We start from the raw sequence: 24,019 nt of genomic DNA on the forward strand, positions 1-24,019 counted from the left end.
TGCAAGTCTTGACATAAAGAAGAGGTTCAGTGGCAACAACGACACGTACCATTACGATTCCTCAGCAGCTTAATCCGGTCACGGTGTTCGGTCCCGCCGATGAGGTGATCCGTGAAGTCGAACGCGCTTTCCCCGATCTGACGATTGTGATTCGCGGCAATCGCATCGGCGTCATGTCGCGTTCCAAGCAGACCGAATCGCAGGCGGCGCAGGCGCAGCATGTGATCGAAGACATCATCCAGGCCGCGTACGTGGCGCCGATGGACGCGGATATGGTGCGTCGTCTGCTGGACCAGCGCGTGCTGCGCAATGATGTTCGCCGTACATATCCGGGCCATGGCGAAAGGATGGAGCAGTTTCGCGCCGATGCGGAAGACCGCATTCCACAGGCTCGGACCACGGATGACGGCCTGCGGCGCAAACCGCAGGTGCCGGGCGTGATCACGTTCGCCGCCGGCAAACCGGTGCGCGCGAAAACAGCAGGCCAGATCGCATATGTGAACGCCATCGAATCCCATACGGTCACGTTCGCGATCGGCCCGGCAGGCACCGGCAAGACGTATCTCGCCGTGGCCAAGGCCGTGCGCGCGTTCCAGGACCGACGCGTACGCCGCATCATTCTGACGCGCCCTGCAGTGGAAGCGGGGGAGAATCTGGGATTCCTTCCCGGCACGTTGAACGAGAAGGTCGATCCGTATCTGCGCCCGCTTTATGACGCGCTCTCCGACATGCTGGGCGCCGACCAGCTGCATCGTTATATGGATGACGGCACGATCGAGGTCGCGCCGCTCGCCTACATGCGCGGCCGCACCCTGAACGACGCGTTCGTGATCCTTGACGAGGCGCAGAACACCACCGAACAGCAGATGAAGATGTTCCTGACGCGTTTGGGGTTCAACACGACGATGGTGATCACCGGCGATATCACGCAGGTCGATCTGACGGTGCCGCGTTCCGGTTTGGCGTCGATCGAACATATCCTCGACGGCATTGACGATATCGCGTTCGCGCATCTGCAGGCCGAAGACGTCGTACGTCATGCGCTGGTCGGCCGTATCGTCGCCGCATACGACCGGCATGCGGCGATCGCCGGCGACCATGGCCGCGACTATCGTCGGGATCGAACGAAGCAGGATGACGGCAGTCGCACCGCGGAAGCGCAGTATATTGAGGAAGGGGCGCGATGAGCGTCGAAGTGACGAATGAAACCGTTTGGCAGATCGATGAGAAGGCGTTCTCCGATTTGGGCGTGTGGGTGATGGACCAGATGCGTGTGAGCACGCAGTCCGATCTGACGATCATGTTCGTCGATCCCGATCCGATCGCGCAGTTGCATTTGCGTTGGATGAACCTGGAAGGCCCGACCGATGTGATGAGCTTCCCGATGGACGAGCTGCGCCCGGGGGACGGACGTACCGTGATGGAAGGCGTGTTGGGCGACATCGTGATCTGCCCGTGGGTGGCGGCCCAGCAGGCCGCGGCGGCCGGACACAGCGTCATGGATGAGATGCTGCTGCTGACGATTCACGGCATCCTGCATCTGCTTGGATACGATCATGTGACGCCGGAGCAGGAGCGGCAGATGTTCGGTCTGCAGCGTCAGCTGCTGCTGACGTTCTTCGCGTTGCGGCAGGGCGTCGGCGCCCCCGCGGTCCTGCCGGCGGGCTCTCAGGACGAGCTGGCCTTGTGGGACGCCGCGCACGGCGGAAAACGCCAGTTCTTCAAACAGTGATGCATGAGCGCCGTATAAGCGATCCGCTGACGATGGATCATGGGGCGGGCCCGATCGGGCCCGCCCTTTTTGCGCCGCAGGCTTCCGCCCCTTCGCGCCCGTGCTGATGATAGACTGGTGAGCGGCTCCTGCAGGGTGCCGCGGAACGTGTATTTCGCCGAATATAGTGTGAAGGATTTACGACACGATGTATGACAGTACGACGATCACGTTGACTGTAGTGCTGGGCGCGGTTGCGCTGATTCTGGTCTGGTTCTCCTTGTCCATGGCCGCCACGGAAGGCGCCGTCGCCCGTGTGACCAGGGCAAGCCTGAACAATCTGATCCTGGAGGCTCAGACCGATTCCGAAATCACGCAATTCGTCCGGATGAAGAAAATCGATCGCATTCATAAAGTGCAAAGACTGATTGCGAACCGATACGCGACCTCCGGATCGTGCGCGTTCTTCCGCATCGTGTGCAATGTGCTGGACGGTGTTCTGGTCACCTGCATCGCGTCGTTGTATGGTGCTCCGTTATGGCTGGAAGTGGTGTGCGGCGTGCTGTTCGCATTGGTCGCCGCCATCGTGTCGATTCTTGTGCGTCCGCGTTTGACCGGCATGTCGAAGCCGGTCGACATCATGCTCAAGCATGCCGGCATCGCCACCATGGCCGTTGCGCTGACGCCGTTTTCCAGGATCGGCGGCCAACCCGATTCACGCCGTCGCAAGGATCAGGATCTTTCCGACGACGAGGAGCTGGAGAAGATCCAGATCGAACAGGGCCGTGCGATGGTCGACCGCTTGGTCGAATCGAACGATTTCGATCCCGAGCTTTCCGAAATGATGCGCAACGTGCTGTCGCTTTCGGAAACGCTGACGCGTGAGATCATGGTGCCGCGCACCGATATGATCTGCATCGGCCGCGACGACACGTTGGAGAACATGCTGAAGCTGTGCTCTCGCTCCGGTTTTTCGCGCGTGCCCGTTATCGGCGATGACGTCGACGATCTGATCGGCGTCGCCTATCTGAAGGATGCCGTGCGCGCGACGGCGTTCAATCCCGCAGCGATATCGCGTGACGTCGCTTCGATCTGCCGTGAACCGATGCTGGTGCCGGAATTGAAGCCGGTCGATGACCTGTTCCACCAGATGCAGCGCACACGCCAGCATGTCGCCGTCGTCGTCGACGAATACGGCGGCATTGCGGGCCTTGTCACGATCGAGGACGCGATTGAGCAGATCGTTGGCGAATTGGAGGACGAGCATGACCGCACGCAGCATTTCGAGCCGGAAAAGGTCGGCGATAGTCGTTGGAGCGTTCCCGCGCGTACGCCGATCGCCGATTTGGAGGAGATCTTCGAAATCGACATCGATGAAGACGACGTCGACACCGTGTACGGCCTGCTCACGAAGCTGATCGGCCGTGTGCCGATCGTGGGCGCCACCGCGGTGACGCGCGGATTGCGCCTGACCGCGGTCGACTCCGCAGGGCGTCGTAAGAAGGTGTCGACGATCATGGTCGAGCCGGCGCACGTCGAGGGCGACGAGGAAACTGACAATACGGATAATAACGGGTCCGAAGCGGGCCAGAACCATACAACAGGCAAGGAATCCAAGGAGCAGCATGACTGATAGCCAGCAGCACACAGCGAACACGAATACGGAGCCAGGCGCTTATCGTTCCGGATTCGTGGCCGTGGTCGGCCGTCCGAATGTGGGCAAGTCGACGTTGACCAACGCGTTGATCGGTACGCAGATCGCCATCGCATCGTCCCGTCCGGAGACGACCCGCAAGGCCATCCGCGGTATCCTGACCACTGAAAACGCGCAGATCGTGCTGGTCGACACTCCTGGCATCCACCGTCCGCGCACGCTGCTCGGGCAACGTCTTAACGACGTCGTGGACGAATCGTTGGCCGAAGTGGATGCCGTCGCGTTCCTTCTGCCGGGCGATCAGGAGATCGGCCCCGGCGACCGCCGTATTCTGAGCCGTCTGCGTTCCGAATTCGCCACGAAACGTGAGGACGGCACGCTCTCATGGAAGGTGCCGCTGATCGCCATCGTCACGAAGATCGATGAACTTGACCGCGAACAGCTGATTGCGAAGCTGATTGAAATCAATGAATTCGCCGATTTCGCCGACATCGTGCCGGTAAGCGCCTTGAAGCATGACAATCTGGAGGAAGTGCGCAACGTGCTGATCGCCAACATGCCTGAAGGCCCGCAGATGTATCCGGCTGAAATGATCACCGAGGAACGCCCTGAGGATACGATCGCCGAACTGATCCGTGGCGCGTTCCTGGAGGAACTTGACGACGAACTGCCGCATTCGTTGGCCGTCGTCGTCGATTCCATCGAATATCCGCAGGATAACGAGACCGGTGCCGGCTATGACGGCAAGGCCATGGTCATGGTGTCGATCTATGTGGAGCGTGATTCGCAGAAGCCGATCATCATCGGCAGGAACGCGGAGCATCTTGTGCGAGTCAAGAAGAAGCTGCGCACGCCGGTCAATCGCATCATCGGCCAAAAGGCGAAGCTTGACCTGCATGTGAAGGTCGCCAAGGGTTGGCAGTCCGATCCGAAGCAGCTGGAACGTCTCGGCTTCTGACCGTCGCGGCGGTCTTCGATCAACGGCATACGACGGGATATAAGTGGAGGGCGCATGGAATTCCATACGCCCTCCACTTATATCCCGGTACGGAACCGAAAATCACTTGCGCTTGGTGTACATCTTCGTGTTCAGCAGCGTTGAATAACGCTTGATGACCTTCGGACGGATGACCTTCATCGAAGCGGTCATCAGGCCGTTCTCCTGAGAGAACTCCTCCGGCAGCACGATGAACTTGCGAACCGATTCCGCACGGGAAACGCCTTCGTTCGCCTTGTCGACCCACTTCTGGATTTCGCCGCGGACGGCTGCGTTTTCGGCGGCGTCCTCCAGCGACATGTTCTCGTCCAGTCCCTTGGCGGCAAGCCACGGGCGCAGGGTCTCCTCGTCAAGCGTGATCAGCGCCGAAATAAACGGACGCTTGTCGCCGAGCACCAGAGCCTGGGAGACGAATTCGCAACGCTTGATGACCTCTTCGATCGGACCCGGAGCGACGTTCTTGCCGCCCGCGGTGATGATCAGATCCTTCTTGCGGCCGGTGATGTAGAGGAAACCGTCATTGTCGAGACGTCCCAGATCGCCCGTCGCATACCAGCCGTCCTCGGTGAACGAATCCTCGGTCGCTTCCGGATTCTTGTGATAGCGCGGGAACACGGACGTGCCCTTGACCTGGATCTCGTCGTCTTCGGCGATACGCAGCTGGAAACCCGGGAACGCGATGCCGACCGAGCCCTGATGGAACGGTGAGCCGAGCACGCTGAACGCGCAGGGAGCCGTCGTTTCGGTCAGGCCATAGCCTTCATAGACCGGCACACCCGCACCACGGAAGAACGCCAGCAATTCCGGGTCAAGAGGGGCGCCGCCGGCGACGATCCACTTGGCGCGTCCGCCCAGCACTTCGCGTAACGCCGAATAGACGATCGGATCGAAGGCCGCACGGCGCATGCTGGTCAAACGGCTCGGCTTGCCCTTTTCGCTGGACTCCTTCATATAGTTCTGCGCGGCGACCACGGCGGAGGCGAAGACGACGCCCTTGGCGCCATGGCCGGCCTTCTGCGAGGCGGCGTTGTAGACCTTTTCCAGAACACGCGGGACGACGATCATCACGGACGGCTTGGCCACCTGAAGATCGGTGATCAGCGTCTTGATGCCCTGCGCGATGTAGACATGCAGATCGCTGGCCACCACGATGTAGTTGATGGCTCGGGCGAAGGAATGGGCCTGGGGGAGGAACAGCAGCACGGTGTTCTTCCTGTCGTGCAGCAGTTCCGGCATGTAGCTCGGCAGGTTCAGCGCGGTGGTGCAGTAATGCTCGTGCGTCATTTCCACGCCCTTCGGCGCTGCGGTGGAACCGGACGTGTACACGATGGAGCACAGGTCGGTCTTCTTCACCGAATCGATCCGTTCGTCCAGCTCCTCATCGCTTACGGACGCGCCGTATGCCATCAGTTCCTCGAGCGCGCCGTTCTCCAGACACATCACACGTTCCAACGTCGGGCACTGCGCCTCCGCATCGGCGGCTTCATTGCGCATGTCGAGTGTTTCGACGACCAGCAGACGGGAATCGGAATTGTCGACGATGTTGCGGATCTGATCCGCGGAATCGGTGTCGTAAATGGTGGCCAGCACGCCTCCGCACGCCATCACTGCGGCGTCGAAGACATCCCACTGGTAGGAGGTCCTGCACATGAAGGCGACGCCGTCGCCCTTCTTCAGACCGTAATGCAGCAGGCCCTTCGCCACGGCGCGAATGTCGGCGAGTACCTCGTTGCCGGTTTTGGTGACCCAGTCGTCGCCGTTCTTATACGTGTACAACGGCTCATCGCCCATGCGGCGTGCGCGGTCGGCGTAGATGTCGTAGATCGACGTGCCTTCGTCCAACGCAGGATTGCCGGCGGTGGAGGAGGTCAGCAGACCGGTCTCAGGGTCGATAAGCGTCGTGGTGGGGAAGCCCGGACCCCATTCGTCGGTGTGCGGCAGTTCGATGCTGCCGCTCGGAGTGGCGTATTCGCCCGGATCCACATAATCGGGGGTGTTGCCGGAGTCGTCGCTGACGGGATGGACGAAGTCACCTCCCAGACGCAGCGCCTTCTGCACCAGATTCGCAGCCTGCTTGTTCAATGAGGTGATAACAGACAAAATAGCTCCCTTTACCACGTAACGTTCTTTCTCAAACACTGAATGATAATCGTTTCCGTCCGGTTCGTCACCTTACGCTACCGTAGGCAGACGCACGTCCAAGCGCCGTCGCGCGGCCCGGTAAAGCGGGTGGACGGCGGTTGGGGGCGTACCGTACAACGGAACAAAAATCACGGTTTAGTCAAATCGTCCATTAAACTATGTGACGTCCATTACACATTCCTTTGAGAATAATGAAGAGGAAAGGGCTCACATGGCTCAAATACCAGAAGCCACCGTGGTCTTCGGCGTCTTGAATGAGACGAGCGCGAACGAGTCCCGCGTCGCGCTGACGCCGGATATCGTGACGAGACTGCGCAAGGCCGGGGTCGCCTGCCTTATCGAAAGCGGCGCAGGCGCCGCAGCACATTATGTCGATGCCGATTACGCCAAAGCCGGAGCTGAGGTCGTTTCCGCGGATGAAGTGATTGCACGCGCCGACGCGCTCGGATTCATCAGCCGTCCAAGCCTCGACATGCTTTCCCGCATCAAGCGCGGAACGTGGATCGTCGGCATGCTCGGCTCGTTCACCGATGCCGATTACGTCGCGGCATTGGAAAACGCCGGACTGGTCGGCGTCGCCATCGAAAAGCTGCCGCGTCAGCTCAGCTCCGCGCAGTCGATGGATGAGATGACCTCTCAGAATTCCGTCATGGGCTACAAGGCCGCACTCGTCGCCGCCGACGCATACGGCTCGTTCTTCCCGATGATGACCACCGCCGCCGGCACGATTCGTCCGGCGAAGGTGCTGATCCTGGGCGCAGGCATCGCAGGCCTGCAGGCCATCGGCACCGCCCGTCGTTTGGGCGCCGTCGTCACCGCGTACGATGTTCGCCCGGCCTCGCGCGGCGAAGTCGAATCCCTTGGCGCCAAGTTCCTCGACCTTGGTCTGGATTTCTCCGCAGGCCAGGGCGAAGGCGGCTATGCCCGCGCGCTGACCACCGAGGAGCAGGCCCAGCAGCAGGCCGCCGTCGACAAGAAGGCAGCCGAATTCGACGTCATCATCACCACCGCCAAGGTCCCGGGACGCAAGCCTCCGGTTCTGCTGACCAAGGCGGGCGTGGACGGTCTGCATCGCGGCGCCGTGATCGTCGACTGCGCGGCCAGCGAATTGGGCGGCAACGTCGAAGGCTCCGAAGTCGGCACGCAGGTCACCGAAAACGGCGTCACCATCATCGGCGCGCCGTATCTGGCCAGCGGCGTGTCCACCACCGCGTCCAACCTGTTGAGCCGCAACGTGGCCGATGTGCTCGCGCACTTCGTCAAGGACGGCAAGCTCGGTATGGATCTGAGCGAGGAACTCGACAACGCGCTGGTGGTCGCCGGCCGTGTCGAAACCGCAGCCCCGCAGGAAAGCGAGAAGTAAAACATGGATATTGTCGTAGCGATCACCCTGTTCGTTCTGGCGCTGCTCATCGGCGTCGAAGTCATCGGCAAAGTGCCGGCGACCCTGCACACCCCGCTGATGTCGGGCGCGAACTCCATCCACGGCATCGTCATCGTCGGCGTCGTCATCGTCGCCGCCCACGCCACCTCTCCGTTGGCTTGGGTGTTCATCTTCCTGGCCGCAGTGCTGGGCACGATGAACGTCGTCGGCGGCTATGTGGTCACCGACCGCATGCTGGAGATGTTCAAGTCCGATAAGTCGAAGAAGAAGGACGGAGAAGCCAAGTAATGGGTACGCTGTCTGAAATGCTGGGCTCGCCGCTCGGCGTCATTGAATGGTTCGTTTATCTGTTCGCCGCAGTGCTGTTCGTCATCGGCCTGCATCTGATGAACTCTCCGAAGACCGCCCGCAAGGGCAACATGGTTTCCGCGATCGGCATGATCATCGCCGTCGTCATGGCGTTCATCGTGCTGTTCGTCGGTGAGATCGGCAACGGATTCCAGCATGGCGTGGCCGTCGTGCTGCTGGTCGTCGGCATCGCCATCGGCGCCGTCGCAGGCGTCGTCTCCGCCAAGAAGGTCAAGATGACCGATATGCCGCAGCTGGTTTCCGTGTTCAACACGGTCGGCGGCGGCGCCGCCGCGCTGGTCGCGTTGAACGACATCCTGACCTCCGAAGAGCTGCCGACCATCGTCGTGCTGATCACGGCCGGCTTGGGCATCCTCATCGGCTCGGTCACCTTCTCCGGCTCTCTGATCGCGGCCGGCAAGCTGCAGGGCGTCAAGTTCCTGCGCAAGCTGACCCTGCCGGCCAAGGGCGTGTGGAACATCGTCTTCATCGCCCTGACGCTGCTGTCGTTCATCATGCTGTGTGTGCAGCCCCAGCAGCGTCTGCTGTGGAGCATCCTGACCACCGTGTTCGCGTTGTGCTACGGCCTGGTCTTCGTCATCCCGATCGGTGGCGCCGACATGCCGGTCGTCATTTCCGTGCTGAACGCCTGCACCGGCACCGCAGTCGCCATGAGCGGCCTGGCCATCAACAACATCGCCCTGATCGTCGCCGGCGCTCTCGTCGGCGCGGCCGGCGTGACCCTGTCCATCGACATGTCCAAGGCCATGAACCGCCCGCTGATGAGCGTGCTCGCCGGCGGCTTCGGCGGCGGCTCCGCCGCTGCCGGCGACGCCGAAGGCCCCGAAGGCACGATGAAGGAAACCACCGCGGACGACGTAGCCGTGCAGCTCGTCTACGCGGAGAAGGTCATCTTCGTCCCGGGCTTCGGTCTGGCTCAGGCTCAGGCTCAGCGCGAGCTCGCCGACCTCGGCGAGCTGCTCAAGGGCCATGGCGTCGAGGTCTCCTACGCCATCCACCCGGTCGCAGGCCGTATGCCTGGCCACATGAACGTGCTGCTCGCGGAAGCGAACGTGCCGTACGAGGAGCTCATCGACCTGGACGACATCAACCCGCAGTTCCCGTCCTCCAACGTCGCCCTCGTCGTCGGCGCCAACGATGTGACCAACCCGGCCGCGCGCCGCCCCGGCACTCCGGTCTCCGGCATGCCGATCCTCGACGTCGATATGGCGCAGAACGTGGTCGTGATGAAGCGCGGCCGCGGCAAGGGCTATGCCGGCATCGAAAACGAGCTGTATTTCAAGGACAACACGCAGATGCTGTTCGGCGACGCGAAGGCCGGCCTGCAGGCCGTCATCGCGGCCGTCAAGGAGCTGATCGCGTAACGGTCCCGCGAAATCGCCGATAACGCGCATATAAGGCTTGTGGCCGCCTTCCGGAACGAAGGCGGCCACAAGTTTTTTTATTCCGATCAGCAGTCATCAACAGGAAGCATCGATCGGAATCATCGATCACTGCCGAATATCCACTAGCGAATATCATCGAAAGCGCGTTCTATGAAACGCGTCACCTTGCGCCAATACACGTCTGGCGCGGCGACGGCGCCCAGCGCATGCGCGGCGCCTGGAATCAGCAGCGTTTCGCGATCGAGCGAAGAGCACCTGTCATGATTCCTCCGCATTTCGGCGGGGGAGACGAACGCGTCGCCGCCGCCATGAACGAACAGCATCGGAATGACGGTGTGATGCAGCGCTTCGGCGCATGTCGCCTGCCGAAAATCGTAGCCTGCGCGTTTCCTGCACAGCAGGCCGGCCAGGCCGACGCAGGCTGCCGCGACAGGTTGCGGCATATGCGCCGTGCGCCGCAGGACGTGAACCAACTGGGCGCGTGCATCGCAATATCCGCTGTCCTCGATCGCGGCGATCACGTTGCGCGGCAGCTGCGGGCTGCCGGCGGCCATCATTACGGCGGTGCCGCCCATCGCATTGCCATGCAGCAGAATCCGCGCATCCTTATCGGATTCGACGATCAGCTCGATCCACTGCATCAGGTCGCCGTATTCCAGATATCCCAAACCGGTGTAGCGGCCTTCGCTTAATTCATGCGCGCGCTGCGCGGGTACAAGCACGGTGAAGCCGAGCTTTGCGTAATGGTACGCCCAAGGCGCCATGCTGTGCGGCTCGTCGCCCCGGCCATGCATGCAGATCGCGTAACGATGCGTATTGTTCCGGACGCAGTCGGGGTCGAACAGCCACGCGTGCAGGCGAAGCCCGTCCCAACTGGTCAGCGCCACCGGCTGACGCGCCTGCGCGAACCAGGAATCGGCCTCCCCGTTGGCGGCATCGATCGGTTCGCTGGTGTGAATCGGCGCCTGCGTTGTGGAACGCAGATCCACGATACGGCGGAACAGCCCGTCGGCGGCCGCGTACAGCGCGCCGGCGCAAGCGACCGCTGCGACGCCTGCGCCGGCTGCAACGCCGCGAATGATCGCCGTGCGGGTATTGCCGGAACGCATATTGCCTGACTGAGTGACGGCTGAAGTGGAACGCGTCATTGCTGCCCCTTCTGGTAACGATTTAAGGATTCATGCATTCGCGAATCCTTTTTCATTGTAAGGTTTGATGAGGCCGCCGGCCGGGAGGAAACGCAGGGGAATCGGCGTCGCGTGAGGCGACGCCCGCAATGGTGACGCGCAATATGTCATATCGATAGATATGTTGATTGCCGCATTCGCTGATCTTTGCCGATATATGCGGCGTATGACGACAGTGCTGCGATTGTCCGGCCCGCGATTATAATAGATGACCGTTGTCTAAAAGACGGTCGCTGCTTGCGCGGCGACGTCATAGGACGACTGCTTTGGCGAGGGAAACGCTATGGCGACGCATTGCGACCGCAACGCGAACTCATATGGCGGCTTCCGTTATCGACTCGGCGTGTGCTCCACTCCTTTGCGGGTGTTCACGGCTCGTTGATGCGCCGAATGAAATAGACCAACCAGTAAAGGAGACCATTATGGCTACCACCATCACCCTCGAAGGCGCCGTTCGCACCGAGTTCGGCAAGGGCGCTGCCCGCCGCATGCGCGTCGCCAACCTGATTCCGGCCACCATCTACGCCGGCGGCGAAGCCCCGGTGTTCGTGCAGCTGCCGATGAAGGAAACCACCCTGTCCCTGCGCCACACCAACGCGCTGTTCACCATCAAGTACGGCGAGGAATCCAAGATGGCCGTCGTCAAGGACGTTCAGCGCAACCCCGTGAAGCGCATCGTCGAGCACGTCGACTTCTACGAGGTCAAGGCCGGCGAAAAGATCGACGTCGAGGTCCCGGTGTTCGTCGAAGGCACCCCGAAGGGCGCCGCCGTCGCGTTCGTCGACATCCAGGAGCTCAAGGTCCGCGCCGACGTCGCCAACCTGCCGGAGCGCATCGTGGTCAACGTCGACGGCCTGATGGACGGCGACAAGGTCTTCGCCAAGGACGTCGTCCTGCCGGAAGGCGTCGAGCTCGACGTCGCCGATGCGGAAGAGTCCGTCGTGAGCGTCACCGTTCCGAGCGACGCCGCTCCGGCTGAGGAAGCCGAAGCTCCGGCGGAAGCCTGATTGTAAGGCGTTCCCGCCCTATCAAGCATTTCAGCTGTAGATGATTCGGGCCTGCATGCGCGTGTTATGCCGCATGCAGGCCCGGATTTTTCATATTATGAACGCTTACGCCCACCTTGCCGCGCACCTGTGAGAGAGTATCAACCGGAACCTGCGCCACAAGCGCGGACAAGAATAATAAGAACGTATACGCCGCCGCATGGGCGGCGGAAGCAATAAGAAGAAGTGACAATGACTGAGCAGAATCATCACGATCCGGCTGAACTGGACAAGCTCGCCGCAAAGTTCACCGTGCTGCCGAACGACAATCCGGCATCCGACGCCAAGCGTGCCGAACTCATCGACAAGCCGGCCTTCGGCCAGCTGTTCTCCGACAACATGGCGCACATCACCTGGACGAAGGGCGAAGGCTGGACCGACCGCCGCATCGAACCGTATGCGCCGCTCAAGATGGATCCGGGCGCATCCGTGCTGCACTATGCGCAGGAATGCTTCGAAGGCCTGAAGGCCTACCGTCACGCCGACGGCTCCACCTGGCTGTTCCGCCCGGATGCGAACGCCGAACGTTTCCAGAACTCTGCCAAGCGCCTGTACCTGCCGGAACTGCCGATCGACGATTTCATCGGCTCCGTGGCCGCGTTGGTCAAGCGTGATGTGAACTGGGTTCCGTCCCGTCGCGAATACACGCTGTATATGCGTCCGTTCATGTTCGCTTCCGAACCGTTCCTGGGTGTGCGTGCCCCGCAGGAAGTCGAATACTGCGTGATCGCCTCCCCGTCCGGTCCGTACTTCCCGGGCGGCGTGAAGCCGGTGAGCATCTGGGTCGAAGACAAGTGGTTCCGCACCGGCCCTGGCGGCACCGGCTTCGCCAAGTGCGGCGGCAACTATGCGGCTTCCCTGCTCGGCGAGTACAAGGGCATTGAGAACGGCTGCGAGCAGGTGTGCTTCGTGGATGCCGCCACCAAGACCTATCTGGAAGAGCTCGGCGGCATGAACATGATGGTCGTGCATAAGGACGGCCATGTGGAGACCCCGTCGCTGACCGGCAACATTCTGCCGGGCGTGACCCGCCGCTCCCTGATCCAGCTCATCCAGGACGACGGCCGTGACGTCGTCGAGACGATGATCGCTCTGGACCAGCTGCTGGAAGACATCAAGTCCGGCGAAGTCACCGAAGTGTTCGCCTGCGGCACCGCCGCCATCATCACGCCGATCGGCCGCTTCAAGTCCGACAAGTTCGACGTGACCGTCGCCGACGGCGGCTCCGGCGAATTCACCCTTGCCCTGCGCGACCAGCTGCTCGGCATCCAGCTTGGCGAGATCGAAGATCCGCACAATTGGATGTGGAAGGTGTGCTGAGGTAATCCTGTGTGAAAAAGGCGGGCTAAATACCCGCCTTTTTCGTATGATTTCATCATCTCATTTTCTGACGGCGTTTACGCGCAATCTGCAGATGACGTGGACCGCTGGCAAAATGGTGAGGCACTGCAATTCAATCTGAACTGCCTTTCATTTCCTGTTGTCCGAGAAATGAAAGGCAGTTCAGATGTTTGCGATTTGCAATTCCAAATCGGAGACAGGGGAGGACATGAACGAACCCACGAACATATGATTCGCTGAATCCGTCATGGTCTATCGCCTATAACTACGCTTCGGACCAGATATGGCGTACCCTTCGACTGCTACGCAGCGACATCCCTTTCGGAGTTGTCGATAACGCCGTCAACTATAAATGAACGACACCAGGGCGCCCCGTTGACGAAACGGTACTCATCTATGGCATGTGGCGAGCATGGAAGCGAATGCTGGAAACCCGAACCGATGCATTGACCATAAACGACTTGAATGCGTATGCAGACATGCTGAACGTCAAACGGTCAGCTGTCGAAAAATGCCCGATGATTGACCGTTGGGAAAGCTCCGATATTTATGGAAGGTTAGCATTCCCTTGGCGGTGGTAAGCGTCACGCATGCCCTCGTCCATGAAAATGCCGGCATGTTCACCCCGCCTGCCGACGGTATTCTTCCCGAGGATGACAGTAAACTCGAATACGAATGCGTCGCGCTTGCACCGGGCGCATTAACGGCAAAGGAGCTTCAAGAATGCCAGTAGATCGTTTGGGAAATATTGATGATCCGAATGGCCGATTTCAACCGAAATAAAAGGCCCGCGGTCCTCGCCGCCAACCATATGCTCATCCACAGCGGAAGGGGAGTGTTCGTACTTCCGCCTCAACGCATGGATGTCGAATTCCGTACGGAACTGCTGAACTATTACGAGACGGATGACCTGCATCGTTTCACCAATTGGCTGGATTATCATGCGGTCATCCGTTCGGATGGGAAAACCCATGCGGAAAGGGATGGCATCGATCAGCCGATATACTGATCATTCGCATCTTCTCCGGTCATTGAGATTTCACAGCATTGTTGCTGTGCATTCAATCAGTCAACGGATTCCTGTTGCCGCTTTCATATTATAAGAACGAGGGAGGAAATCATGGCCGACTTCACCATCCGATACCAAGGTCCCACTGCGGATGATCATGAGGCGTGATTCGTCGTGTTCAACCCGGCCCTGTTCGCGGTCCTGACCATGATCCGTCGTGCGGAGGCAGACGCGGGCGTGCGGGATGATGTGCGGATCCGAAACGTCGGCGACACGTTTCTGACCGTCACGGTATCGTCCGATCCGATCGTCGTTCTTCAACGTCTGCTTGCGGCCGGGTTCCGCCCATCGCTCCGTCGAAACCCTACGCGAGACCCTGACCGTCCGCGTGGAGGCGCTCACGTTCACCAAGCCGATGCGCTGACGCATCAATGACGGGGACACCATTTGTAACGTCGTCCTCGAAGGCGAAGCCTGCCAACGGCGGATCGAAGACGGAACCGTCAGCCTCCACCCGCATGACCGATACAGGATATGGCTCCGCGTCGAACGGTGGACGACGGACGGACATGAACGGATGCGCCGGCTCGCCGTCGAACAAGTATTGGAGCATGTCCCGCAAGCCATACAACTCGACCTGCAAGGCCAGCCGACTACTACGGAAGAGACGAAGCCGCTGCAGACTGTCCGCCGACGTCGGCCGAAACGAGTCAAATACGAGCCGGGTCCCGACGGGCATACAAGCCTGCCGCGCGAACTGTTGGAAGACGAGTGACTCTTTTTTCAAAGAACCTTCATCCAAGAAAAGCGCGGGACGCATTCCCTCGGCGCGAAGACGCGGCGGCAGGAAAGGATGCGGAACCATGCGATTCGAATTCGACGCAAGCCAAAACGACAACTTCGGCTGCAGATACGACCACAACTTACGTAATCAGCAGCTGGCTGAGAATCTGACCGGACTGCCGGCCAAAGCCGAAACTATACCGGACGACATCAACCGTAAGATCATGGAAATGTGCGCGATTATCAGCCGGGAGACCGACATCAGCCCTATCCTGCGGCCATCAGCGTCATGATCCGCTGCCAGCAGGCGTTGAACGTTGACGTGGAGCGGATGAGCGCGCTCGCCATCCGCAATCTCGAAATGAAAACGAACATCGCAAAGGCCTAGGGCATCGAAGCGACGCGTTCACCGGATGCATGAAAAAATCACCCCGATCGTCGACACGATCGGCAACATGGGACGCGGCGAAAAGGAGACGACGTTCACCAGCGGCGGATGGGAATACCGGACGGGCTTTGGCGGGAGCATCCAGTCCGTAGAATCGGCCGATTGAGATTAAACAATAAGGCCGTCCTCATTTTCTAAAAACCGGGAAGGAGGACGGCCTTTAATTCATGCCATCAGGCGAAGAAGACCGGCTACATGCTTCTACGCCTGCGCAAATGCTTCGGCTGATTCTGCGCAACGTAAACACGTTATAGCGTGCCCTAATTGGGTACACCTATCATAGGAATCGACGGTGAACCAAAGATCGGGGGAGGAGGCTCGATTCCAATGGAGAAAAACAAATGGTCATCATGGGAAGGCACGGAGCTTGAATTCCATCCCGACACGATGAACACTGAATGGGTCAACAACGCAATCGCCCGCGGACAGCGAATCAAATATCCCGCCATATATGTCACCACTCGTGACGAGTTAAGCCAAGAATGGCAGACGATCCTCGAAGAGCAGCAGCTCAGTATAGAACAGGCGGCTCAAAAAACCGGTCTCCCATTAAAACGCGTACAGACGCTTCTGACGGACGGGGACTACACTGCACTGGAGGCCTTTCAATTCAGCGAAGCGTTGGGCTATGAACTGACGCGAGTACCAGCGGACGTGAGACTCCAATGAGCGACATTCTGCACGTTTGGAGGGAAGAGCGTCACATTGGCCATTTCGAAGACAATGATGGAACCATTGTCTTCATGTATGATTCGGGCATCGTCACGCCGATCAGTTTGTCATTGCCAATCGAAGGCGCATGGAAGCGGCGTGCGCCGGAACTGTTCCTTGACAATCTGCTGCCGGATAATCCGCAGGTGAGACGAATCATGAAAGCCACGCTTCAAGCGCAGGACCTGTCGCTTTTCAGCCTATTGGACAAAACCGACACAGCTGGCGGACTCGTGTTCACACGAGCAGACACCTTGCCTGCAATCGAAGAGCAACCATTCAGGTTCCTGACGGATCAGGACATCGCCCGTCGCATCGACAAGCTACGGCGCAATCCGTCCGACTGGTGGGAGTATGACGGCGCGGCACGCTTCTCCTTGGCCGGCAATCAGGCGAAGTTCTCTATGACACGCATCGGACCACGTTGGGCCGAATCGGACATGTCCATGCCCAGTACGCATATTCTCAAGCCTGCCGCCCAAGGCGAGCATGGCGACCGGCTGCATGGTACTCGTGATGCGGACTTGGTGGAGGCAGCTACCATGCGACTGTCTCGCTTATGCGGGATTCCCACCGCCGAGGCCGGACTTATCCGATTTTGCGATCAGGAAGCATATATTACGGAACGTTTCGACCGACGAAAAATGCCTGACGGCCGTATCCGTCGCGTTCATACGGAGGATTTGATGCAGGCATTGGGGTTATCGGGACGGGACAAGTACAGTGTGAAGGCTCGTGACGTGTTCCGACTTCTTCACTCCGTCGATTCGACGGATAGCTTGTCATACGAGTTTGCGGAACGTCTGGCGCTGAACGTGTCGGTCGGGAACACGGATGCGCACGCGAAGAACTACTCCCTGTTCCTAGATAATGAGCATATCGGATTCACACCCATGTATGACGTGGTCACGACGACATACTGGCCATGGGTGAGTCGCGCACTGCCTATGCGAATCGGCGGCGCGACCGGAGCACGGCAGGTGACGCCCTCACATTGGGGGAGTCTTGCTCGCGAGAACGGGTTGGATGAGGAACGTATCGTATATTTGGCGCGCAGTATCGCCGGTCGCATATTGGATCGCGCGGATGAAGCGTATTCAGGTCTGCCGCCGGAAATCCGTGACGTGCTGCTTCATGAAATCAATGAGACGAATGCGCGCATGGAACCGTTGCATGAAGACATTTCGCCTTCTGAATCGGATAGCGTGTAGGCAAAACGGATGATGGGCGGAAATATATATGTGAGAAGCGATCTGACGAGCCGACGGGCAGGGAAGAACCACAGCCGTTTGTCTACGCCGGTTTCGCCCGGAGCATGTGAAATACACCGGCGTGGCCCCGATAGGTACGCCCATCTGCTTTGCAAACCAATAGAGGACGAGGCCTAGAATCGGATGCTCAGATCGTCAGATGTCAAAGATATCTGAGCGTTCCTTACTTCGAATCATCGAAGTAAGGAACGCTCACGCCCATGCCAATACGCGGGAGACCATGACCAAATCGGCGGATTCCCAACGACGCGTATGAAGACAACCGTCCGCGCTCGTTTCCATCCTCCGATGAAATGACGTTCGGAAGCCAGGTTGCTCCATCGGTTTCCCGAAACAGTCCATATGCTCCCATGTTCTGATTCATCCGGCAATCCCCGCTGCTGGCGTTGTCTTCAGTCGTATCCATTCACGTACATCGCTTAGCCTGTATCTGACATGGCGGCCGACACGGACGTAGGGGAGGTTGACTCGCTGGAATCCCCAGCCGGCAAGCGTGCCTTCAATACGCCGATTATTCGTGAGGCTTGGACGAGCGTGAGGAGCCTGATCTCGTCGAGAATATCCTTGTTGGCTGTTTCCATGATATCTGTAATGTTTTGTTCGTTCATGCTTTCCCTGTATGCGTCCCGAGGACGTGCTCGGGAACATTACATGTTCGAATACCACAAAATACAGCGAAGGCGATTCAAAGGGGAAAGGAGAAGTCATTCGACATCAAAGGGTCATGCCCGTGTATGCCGCATCATGTCCGGCCGGTCCCGTTCCTCGGCGGAATACCGCCGTTTCCCCATACTTGCACCGCTTGCTGTCAAAGATTCCATACCTCATGCCGGCGACCGAAAATGCGGGGAAGGGGGCGCATTATAAGCGTGGAAGGTCTGCTGACGCTCGTTTCAGTTAGATAGTCTGAATTATCTAAGGTTTTTACAATCAATAATTGCAAAGACCTTTTCCATTCGAGGATTCGCCCGGGCGAATTAGTTATGAACACAAGAAAATAAGCAGCTAAAACATTCTTCTGCGGCATGTCTCGAAATGTATAGCGTTATAACATCTTCGCTAATTCTCAATAAGAACGGACATGATAGCCGTTCCGATTGCAAAACAGTTTGCTGCAGGGGCGGGTTTCCCGTCCCGTTTTACCTGTAAAAAGACTCGCAAACCGCAGAAAATGGCCTCTCTTGATAGCCTGTCAAGGCTATCAAGAGAGGTAGATGCCAATTCTCAACTGATATGATTCCGGCCTACTATATCCATAATCTGGTAACGGATACGACAGTTAGGGGAGCCGGCGGGGTTCTGCTGAATTACATCGAGAAGATGGCTTTGCAAAATGAAAAACAATGTACAAGATTGGACTGTTCCGTTGATAATGAAAAATTGAATCATTATTACGAACAAAAGGGGTATCACAAAGTTGGAATTTACGTGGATAGATTTTACCGAGGAAACAAAAGAAAAAACGACTTTTTAAGTAACAACATCTTTGCAAATAGTAATCATCCAACATAAAAGTAATGGAAAAGTCTGCTGATATTCCGCACTGAAAAGACGGGTTGCATATACGTCTTTTTATTCCACCGTTTCCGTGGATCCAGCATAATTCAACCAGCAATCTTGTATCGGCCGTAGAATCGGAGAGGAAAACATGCGGAAAGAGGAGATCGTGATATCGAATCAGCCGAAAGGGACAAAAGGAATATCTCACGGCAACCGTCTCACGAATATGTCAGACGAAAACAATGATTTGATTAGATCCGTCGAATCAGCCGGCATCAAGACGGTCAAGGGACTGGCGCGTCTCCTGTACCGAATGGGCGTCACCTTTGACGGATTGAATTCGACCCGTCTCGCCATCGAAGTTTTTCTCCGCACCGGCAATCCCCGCGTCCTTGGCTCGCGTAGCGACTACGCCCTGCTCTGCGACTTACGGGACGCCTCCCAATATGTCATCGGCTATGATTACGCCACCCGCCCGTTCGATTTAGCATGGTTCACTAGTATCAACGGCATGATGACCCGCACTGCCGCCATAGAACCCGGTCTGATTCGTACGACAAAGAATGTACAAGCGAGCGCGCCCGAAGGCATATATGTTCCGCCCGTCCCTGATCCGAAGATATTGAAGATGTGGCTGGCCGAAGCTGCAAATGAAAACGGTCCCCTCTATCAAAGGCGAGCCTCCTGTTCGCGCGCATGGCGAAAGCCCAGCCGTTCGGCGATGGAAATAAAAGAACCGCATTGCTGGCGGCCAACGGTCTTCTCATCCGTGAACGGTCGCGGTTCATGCTGAGTGTACCCGTCGAAGAACCTGATCGCACCCGGTTCAACCAGCTGTTGGGGGCGTGGTACATGCGTGCCGACATGACGGTAATCGGCTGGCTGGAGGAGTGGAACCGAACGGATCCCACCCAAGCAGAGTGATGAGAAATGCGGTCTCAGCGGCCTGACATATGATTCGCCTTCTAGGCTGACCCATATCCCGCCATGACGCTTATTGCCGCACGGCATGTCGGGCCGTTATCAGCGGCTCCCGATTCAAAGCGTCCAATCCGGAGGTCCATGACGAGGGTGCACCTCACGAATGGTCGCGAAAGAGGGCCTGTTCCAACCAATCATGAGGTGCGACTCCGTCCCAGACCTCATAAATGGATGCGAAACTCGGCAGCATGAAACAATACGGCAGCGGCCGTGATAGGTTAAGGGCATACAACCAGACACACTTTTGGCCTATGATCCCGAGAGGCATCGTAAGCCTGAACCTTTGCGATGGGATTTTAGTGGAGCCTGGTCAAGGAGGATTGACTCCGCAAATCGTTTGATCTATACGGTGACAGACAACGAATTACTGATTCTGTCCGTTCGCGACCATTACGTCTGAAGTGATTCTCCTGCCATCTCGCTGCCACAGTCTGAAAAAACGACGTAGTACGTCAGATGTCAGATACTTGGCATCCTTCTCAAGAAATCGCAGTGTTCATTCAAAACCGGCATACCGCGAAATTCGGCGTTGACATGAGTCATATCGTTGTAAGCTCTTTCATTGGCTGATGCAGCGATAATGCAATAGGCGCAGACATGTCAACGAAAGACACGGTACAACGAGGAGGAAGAACGGCTCATGGAATTGGCTTTGGAAAGCAATGCGTTTCTCATGGGCGTCGAATACGTGGCCGTGTTCTGCAGCGGCCTGATGGGCGGCCTGTCCGCGGTCAAGAAGAATTATGACGTGTTCGCCATGCTGATCACCGCATGGCTGACCGCATTGGGCGGCGGCATCATCCGTGACGTGATGTTGGGCGCGTTGCCTCCCGTCGGCATCGCCGATAAAGGATTCGTCCTTACGGCGTTGGTCTCCGGCCTGCTCATCGCCGTCATCCATCCGGAAGTGGACAAGCTCAAATGGTCGATGCTGACGATCGACGCGCTGGCCGTGGCCATGTTCGCAGTCAACGGCACGACGAAGGCCATGATGATGGGCACATCCGGCATGACGGCCGCGTTCATGGGCATGTTCACCGCGCTCGGCGGCGGCCTGATCCGCGACATGCTGATCAACGAAGTGCCGATGGTGATTCGTGACAAGCACTGGTATGCGGTTCCTTCCGCAGTGGGGTCCGTGCTGACGGTGCTCGTATGCAAGGGCATGAACGCCGGCTATATCCATTTCGAAATGGAAATGGCGCTCGATATCGCCATCGTCGCAATCGTCGTCGCGATGCGACTTCTATCCGTCAAATTCAACATCATGCTGCCGGGCGCGATGGAGCGTCATCACACATATCTGCCGAGCGACCTGCCGTATCTGAAGCGTTCCGATACGAATCTGCGCATAACCGGTGCCGGCAAGGAAAGGGAAGCCGAGACGGTCTCGTCCGTGATCAAAGAAGAATAATCCGGAAGAAAAGACAGAAATACCCTATCCCGCATACCTGGAACCGCATATTCGTGATGATAGGATTAATGCTGCCGTCAGACATATGGGAGAGAACGATAATGACCGCGGTCAAGATAATCAGCGACGCTTACCGACAGCAGACCACATTCCAAAGCGGGAATGCGTCCACCGGAGAGTGGTCGGACATCAATGTCCAGAACAATGCCGGCAGCAAACTGCTGCGCGACGAATTCAGAAGCGGATTTTTCCCATTCAAGGCGAAGCAGATCGTCGACATCATCCTGGACGAATATGGGGACGGGCAGCAAGCCGTCGACGTGGTATTCGAAGGCACGGATGATGAATTCCGCGAACTCGCAGCGATCTGCAACAGCGAGGATTATGCGGGGCAGGTCAAAGCGGAACGCTCGTCGCGAGTATTGGAGAATGCCCGCGATATTCTGCCCGACGTCATCGAAACGTTCAGAAGACTCGAGCTGGTATTCACTGACAGCAGTTTTCAGAAAGGCGACATACAACAGGATCTGAGGAAGTTCTCCGAGGCGTCCAATGAGACGATACCGGTTTGCGTGATCGGAAACTACAGTTCGGGCAAATCCACATTCATCAATGCTTTGATCGGCTATGAGCTGTTGCCGAGCAGCGATGAGCCGACCACTGCGAAAGTGTATAGGATTTCGCAATCGCTGCAAAGCGATCGTGCATTGATTTCGTTCCAGTACAACAGCACCGGCGTTCGTTTGGAATTCACCGACGTCACCTGCAATGTCAGAACGGAATCCAGTTCATGTGATTTCCTCGACAAACTTCGCGACCTGTGCGAAAGCCTGAATGAAACGCCGATCAGGCATAAGCTTCATACGATTCTGACGTTTGTCAATCAGGAAGCGAATGCGACGGCGGATGATTCCATTTCCGATCTGATCAGCATTGAAACGCCGTTCGTTCGCGACAATTATGCGGAGATGTCGTTGCGTCAATTCGTTATCTTCGACACGCCGGGCTCGAATTCCGCGTCCAATGAGAAGCATTATCAGGTGCTGCAGGACGCCATGCGGAATCTGTCGAACGGCCTGCCGATTTTCGTCTGCGAATACGATACGTTGGACAGCACCGATAATGACAGGCTGTATCAGGAGATTCACGGGCTGAAGGAATTGGACAACCGTTTCACGATGATTATCGTGAACAAAGCCGACGCCGCGGCGTTAAACGCCGATGGAAAAACGGATGAGGGACGCAAGCGCATCCTGAATCTGGCCATTCCACGCAAGCTGTATTCCGGCGGCGTGTACTTCCTGTCGTCGGTGATGGGCTTGGGCGCAAAGAACGGCGGCGATTTCATCGACAAGCACAGTGCGGAAATCTACGAGGATCAACAGAACAAATACACCAATCCCGAATCGCGTTTTTACAAGCAGCTCTATCATTACGATATTCTTCCCGAGCAGATTCGCCGGGAATACGTGAAGTCCGCTGAGGCGCAAAGCAACCTGCTGTATGCCAATAGCGGCCTGTATTCGGTGGAGCAGGCCATCGTCACGTTCGCCGACAAGTATGCGCCATACAATAAGTGCCGACAGTCGGAACTGTTCTTGAACAAGGCCATTGAAACGACCAAGCAGGCCATTGAAGACGCGAAAAATCAGCAGGCGGAAACACGTGATGCGGTGCGTGCGAACATGGAACGCGATAAGAGGATGCTGATTGAGCAGTTGGAGCAGCGTCGTGATGAATTGGAGAACAATTTCAATGCCGAATATCCGGATGAGATGACCCGGCATGCTTCCGAAGTGGAAGAAATCCTAAAAACGAGCGAGAACAGGCTGAAAGAAGCGGAGAAGCGGTTCCTCGAACTGCAGACGAGCGAGCATCATGTCGAAGACCGGAAAAGGCAGGTCGACGATGCTTGCAAGGCCTTGAAAGACAATTTGGCCGGCAATTTTGCGGATGCGGCCAATAATCAATTGTTTGACGCGGTGAAACGTATGGGGTCGGATCTCGCCGCCGACGCGCACAACGTTATCAGGAATTTCAGTGAACTGAAGAATACTCAGAAAATCGTCGACCGTGAAGCTTCCGACGATTTATTGGCGCAAGTGCGATCGCAATTCGCTGACGCCAGAGATCACGTGAGCCAATCGCTCGACCAGAAATCCCAGGAATTCTGGAATGATCGTACCGCTCAGCTGCGTGCTGCATTGTCCGCGATCGTCATGGACTCCGAAAAGCTGACCGAAGAAAAACGCATGGAAATCAACGAAATCATTCTTCGGCATCGGGCGATGGATTTCAGCGACAATCTCAGCCAGATCTTCAACAGGTACAAGTTGCAGAAGTTCTTCAGCGACGGTTTGGATATACGACGGATCGTCCAAATATACAACAACGAACTTCAACGTTGGCTAAAGCAGGTGCAAACCGATCTGAGCGGAGAGCATACCGCTGGTTTCCATCATTGGTCTCAGGGGTTGCTGGACGATATCACCGCCAATATAGAAGAGTACAATCCTCGTCTTCGCAGCCAGAACCAGGCCATCGGCGATTTGGAAAAGCGAATCGCCGAGCTGGAAGGCAAATGGCAGCAGATCAACGATGAGAGACGGCATATCGCCGAACTGATGGCCTGGGCAGACCGCTGAGATTACCGGCATCGTTGCTGACATAGGTATGGACGCAGGAG

Annotated in this window: 24 protein-coding genes; 19 read left to right on the forward strand and 5 right to left on the reverse strand. The window is 57.7% G+C overall.

The features are described 5' to 3' along the window. The first annotated feature begins 29 nt into the window (after positions 1-29). From AC1AX7_RS02085 to era, 4 genes are all read left to right on the forward strand, one after another. A complete protein-coding gene (locus AC1AX7_RS02085) occupies positions 30-1,187 on the forward strand; it encodes a PhoH family protein (protein WP_476508457.1) in 1,158 nt (385 codons plus the stop codon). Beyond that, positions 1,184-1,732 (forward strand): rRNA maturation RNase YbeY, encoded by a 549-nt coding sequence (ybeY, locus tag AC1AX7_RS02090; RefSeq protein ID WP_476508458.1) that lies wholly within the window; start codon positions 1,184-1,186, stop codon positions 1,730-1,732. Before AC1AX7_RS02085 ends, ybeY begins: the two co-directional genes overlap by 4 nt. A 187-nt stretch (positions 1,733-1,919) precedes the next feature. Continuing rightward, complete coding sequence (locus tag AC1AX7_RS02095) at positions 1,920-3,344, forward strand: hemolysin family protein (RefSeq protein ID WP_476508459.1); 1,425 nt, start codon at positions 1,920-1,922, stop codon at positions 3,342-3,344. Continuing rightward, on the forward strand, positions 3,337-4,323 hold the full coding sequence (gene era, locus AC1AX7_RS02100; RefSeq protein WP_476508460.1) for a GTPase Era: 987 nt from the start codon (positions 3,337-3,339) through the stop codon (positions 4,321-4,323). Before AC1AX7_RS02095 ends, era begins: the two co-directional genes overlap by 8 nt. A 102-nt stretch (positions 4,324-4,425) precedes the next feature. Here era and AC1AX7_RS02105 read toward each other — a convergent pair whose 3' ends face one another. Next, on the reverse strand, positions 4,426-6,462 hold the full coding sequence (locus tag AC1AX7_RS02105; RefSeq protein WP_476508461.1) for an AMP-dependent synthetase/ligase: 2,037 nt from the start codon (positions 6,460-6,462) through the stop codon (positions 4,426-4,428). Positions 6,463-6,715: 253 nt separating this feature from the next. On the opposite strand from AC1AX7_RS02105, the gene AC1AX7_RS02110 reads away from it, so the two are divergent. From AC1AX7_RS02110 to AC1AX7_RS02120, 3 genes are read left to right on the forward strand one after another with little or no spacing between them, the layout of a single operon-like run. Further along, positions 6,716-7,867, forward strand: coding sequence for an NAD(P) transhydrogenase subunit alpha (locus AC1AX7_RS02110; RefSeq protein WP_476508462.1), 1,152 nt, complete (start codon positions 6,716-6,718; stop codon positions 7,865-7,867). 3 nt (positions 7,868-7,870) lie between these two features. Continuing rightward, the gene (locus AC1AX7_RS02115; RefSeq protein WP_476508463.1) at positions 7,871-8,176 is read left to right on the forward strand and encodes an NAD(P) transhydrogenase subunit alpha part 2; all 306 of its coding nucleotides are present in this window, start codon (positions 7,871-7,873) and stop codon (positions 8,174-8,176) included. Continuing rightward, on the forward strand, positions 8,176-9,621 hold the full coding sequence (locus AC1AX7_RS02120; RefSeq protein ID WP_476508464.1) for an NAD(P)(+) transhydrogenase (Re/Si-specific) subunit beta: 1,446 nt from the start codon (positions 8,176-8,178) through the stop codon (positions 9,619-9,621). Before AC1AX7_RS02115 ends, AC1AX7_RS02120 begins: the two co-directional genes overlap by 1 nt. A 143-nt stretch (positions 9,622-9,764) precedes the next feature. Here the strand turns inward: AC1AX7_RS02120 and AC1AX7_RS02125 are convergent, their stop codons facing one another. Next, entirely contained in the window at positions 9,765-10,790 is a 1,026-nt protein-coding gene (locus AC1AX7_RS02125; RefSeq protein ID WP_476508465.1) for an alpha/beta hydrolase, read from the reverse strand. Between the two features lie 461 nt (positions 10,791-11,251). Between AC1AX7_RS02125 and AC1AX7_RS02130 the strand changes: the two genes are divergently transcribed. The 3 genes from AC1AX7_RS02130 (at position 11,252) to AC1AX7_RS02140 (ending at position 14,225) form a co-directional block, all read left to right on the forward strand. Continuing rightward, a complete protein-coding gene (locus AC1AX7_RS02130) occupies positions 11,252-11,836 on the forward strand; it encodes a 50S ribosomal protein L25/general stress protein Ctc (protein ID WP_476508466.1) in 585 nt (194 codons plus the stop codon). Between the two features lie 231 nt (positions 11,837-12,067). Beyond that, on the forward strand, positions 12,068-13,195 hold the full coding sequence (locus tag AC1AX7_RS02135) for a branched-chain amino acid aminotransferase (RefSeq protein ID WP_476508467.1): 1,128 nt from the start codon (positions 12,068-12,070) through the stop codon (positions 13,193-13,195). A 781-nt stretch (positions 13,196-13,976) separates the two neighbouring features. Next, complete coding sequence (locus AC1AX7_RS02140) at positions 13,977-14,225, forward strand: hypothetical protein (protein ID WP_476508468.1); 249 nt, start codon at positions 13,977-13,979, stop codon at positions 14,223-14,225. Between the two features lie 60 nt (positions 14,226-14,285). On the opposite strand, the gene AC1AX7_RS02145 is transcribed toward AC1AX7_RS02140, so the two are convergent. After that, positions 14,286-14,546 carry a hypothetical protein gene (locus tag AC1AX7_RS02145; RefSeq protein ID WP_476508469.1) on the reverse strand — a complete coding sequence of 87 codons (261 nt, stop codon included), beginning with the start codon at positions 14,544-14,546 and terminating at the stop codon, positions 14,286-14,288. Between the two features lie 43 nt (positions 14,547-14,589). Continuing rightward, complete coding sequence (locus AC1AX7_RS02150) at positions 14,590-15,090, reverse strand: hypothetical protein (protein ID WP_476508470.1); 501 nt, start codon at positions 15,088-15,090, stop codon at positions 14,590-14,592. On the opposite strand from AC1AX7_RS02150, the gene AC1AX7_RS02155 reads away from it, so the two are divergent. The 4 genes from AC1AX7_RS02155 to AC1AX7_RS02170 all read left to right on the forward strand — a co-directional run bounded on the left by AC1AX7_RS02155 (position 15,089) and on the right by AC1AX7_RS02170 (position 17,378). Continuing rightward, entirely contained in the window at positions 15,089-15,301 is a 213-nt protein-coding gene (locus tag AC1AX7_RS02155; RefSeq protein WP_476508471.1) for a hypothetical protein, read from the forward strand. The genes AC1AX7_RS02150 and AC1AX7_RS02155 overlap by 2 nt on opposite strands. A gap of 120 nt (positions 15,302-15,421) precedes the next feature. Next, positions 15,422-15,562, forward strand: coding sequence for a hypothetical protein (locus AC1AX7_RS02160; RefSeq protein ID WP_476508472.1), 141 nt, complete (start codon positions 15,422-15,424; stop codon positions 15,560-15,562). A 221-nt stretch (positions 15,563-15,783) separates the two neighbouring features. Then, positions 15,784-16,125: a hypothetical protein gene (locus AC1AX7_RS02165; RefSeq protein WP_476508473.1), complete on the forward strand. Its 342-nt coding sequence runs from the start codon at positions 15,784-15,786 to the stop codon at positions 16,123-16,125. Beyond that, positions 16,122-17,378: a HipA domain-containing protein gene (locus AC1AX7_RS02170; RefSeq protein WP_476508474.1), complete on the forward strand. Its 1,257-nt coding sequence runs from the start codon at positions 16,122-16,124 to the stop codon at positions 17,376-17,378. Before AC1AX7_RS02165 ends, AC1AX7_RS02170 begins: the two co-directional genes overlap by 4 nt. Before the next feature lie 479 nt (positions 17,379-17,857). Here AC1AX7_RS02170 and AC1AX7_RS02175 read toward each other — a convergent pair whose 3' ends face one another. Next, complete coding sequence (locus AC1AX7_RS02175) at positions 17,858-18,046, reverse strand: hypothetical protein (protein WP_476508475.1); 189 nt, start codon at positions 18,044-18,046, stop codon at positions 17,858-17,860. Between the two features lie 1,040 nt (positions 18,047-19,086). Between AC1AX7_RS02175 and AC1AX7_RS02180 the strand changes: the two genes are divergently transcribed. The 5 genes from AC1AX7_RS02180 to AC1AX7_RS02200 all read left to right on the forward strand — a co-directional run bounded on the left by AC1AX7_RS02180 (position 19,087) and on the right by AC1AX7_RS02200 (position 23,978). Next, positions 19,087-19,731 carry a hypothetical protein gene (locus tag AC1AX7_RS02180; protein ID WP_476508698.1) on the forward strand — a complete coding sequence of 215 codons (645 nt, stop codon included), beginning with the start codon at positions 19,087-19,089 and terminating at the stop codon, positions 19,729-19,731. After that, positions 19,635-19,862: a hypothetical protein gene (locus tag AC1AX7_RS02185; protein WP_476508476.1), complete on the forward strand. Its 228-nt coding sequence runs from the start codon at positions 19,635-19,637 to the stop codon at positions 19,860-19,862. Before AC1AX7_RS02180 ends, AC1AX7_RS02185 begins: the two co-directional genes overlap by 97 nt. Before the next feature lie 301 nt (positions 19,863-20,163). Then, positions 20,164-20,319, forward strand: a complete 156-nt coding sequence (locus AC1AX7_RS02190; RefSeq protein WP_476508477.1) for a Txe/YoeB family addiction module toxin — start codon at positions 20,164-20,166, stop codon at positions 20,317-20,319. Positions 20,320-20,559: 240 nt separating this feature from the next. Further along, on the forward strand, positions 20,560-21,333 hold the full coding sequence (locus AC1AX7_RS02195) for a trimeric intracellular cation channel family protein (protein WP_476508478.1): 774 nt from the start codon (positions 20,560-20,562) through the stop codon (positions 21,331-21,333). Between the two features lie 101 nt (positions 21,334-21,434). Then, positions 21,435-23,978: a dynamin family protein gene (locus AC1AX7_RS02200; RefSeq protein WP_476508479.1), complete on the forward strand. Its 2,544-nt coding sequence runs from the start codon at positions 21,435-21,437 to the stop codon at positions 23,976-23,978. Positions 23,979-24,019: the final 41 nt, after the last annotated feature.

It is taken from the genome of Bifidobacterium sp. LH_449, from assembly GCF_056356755.1.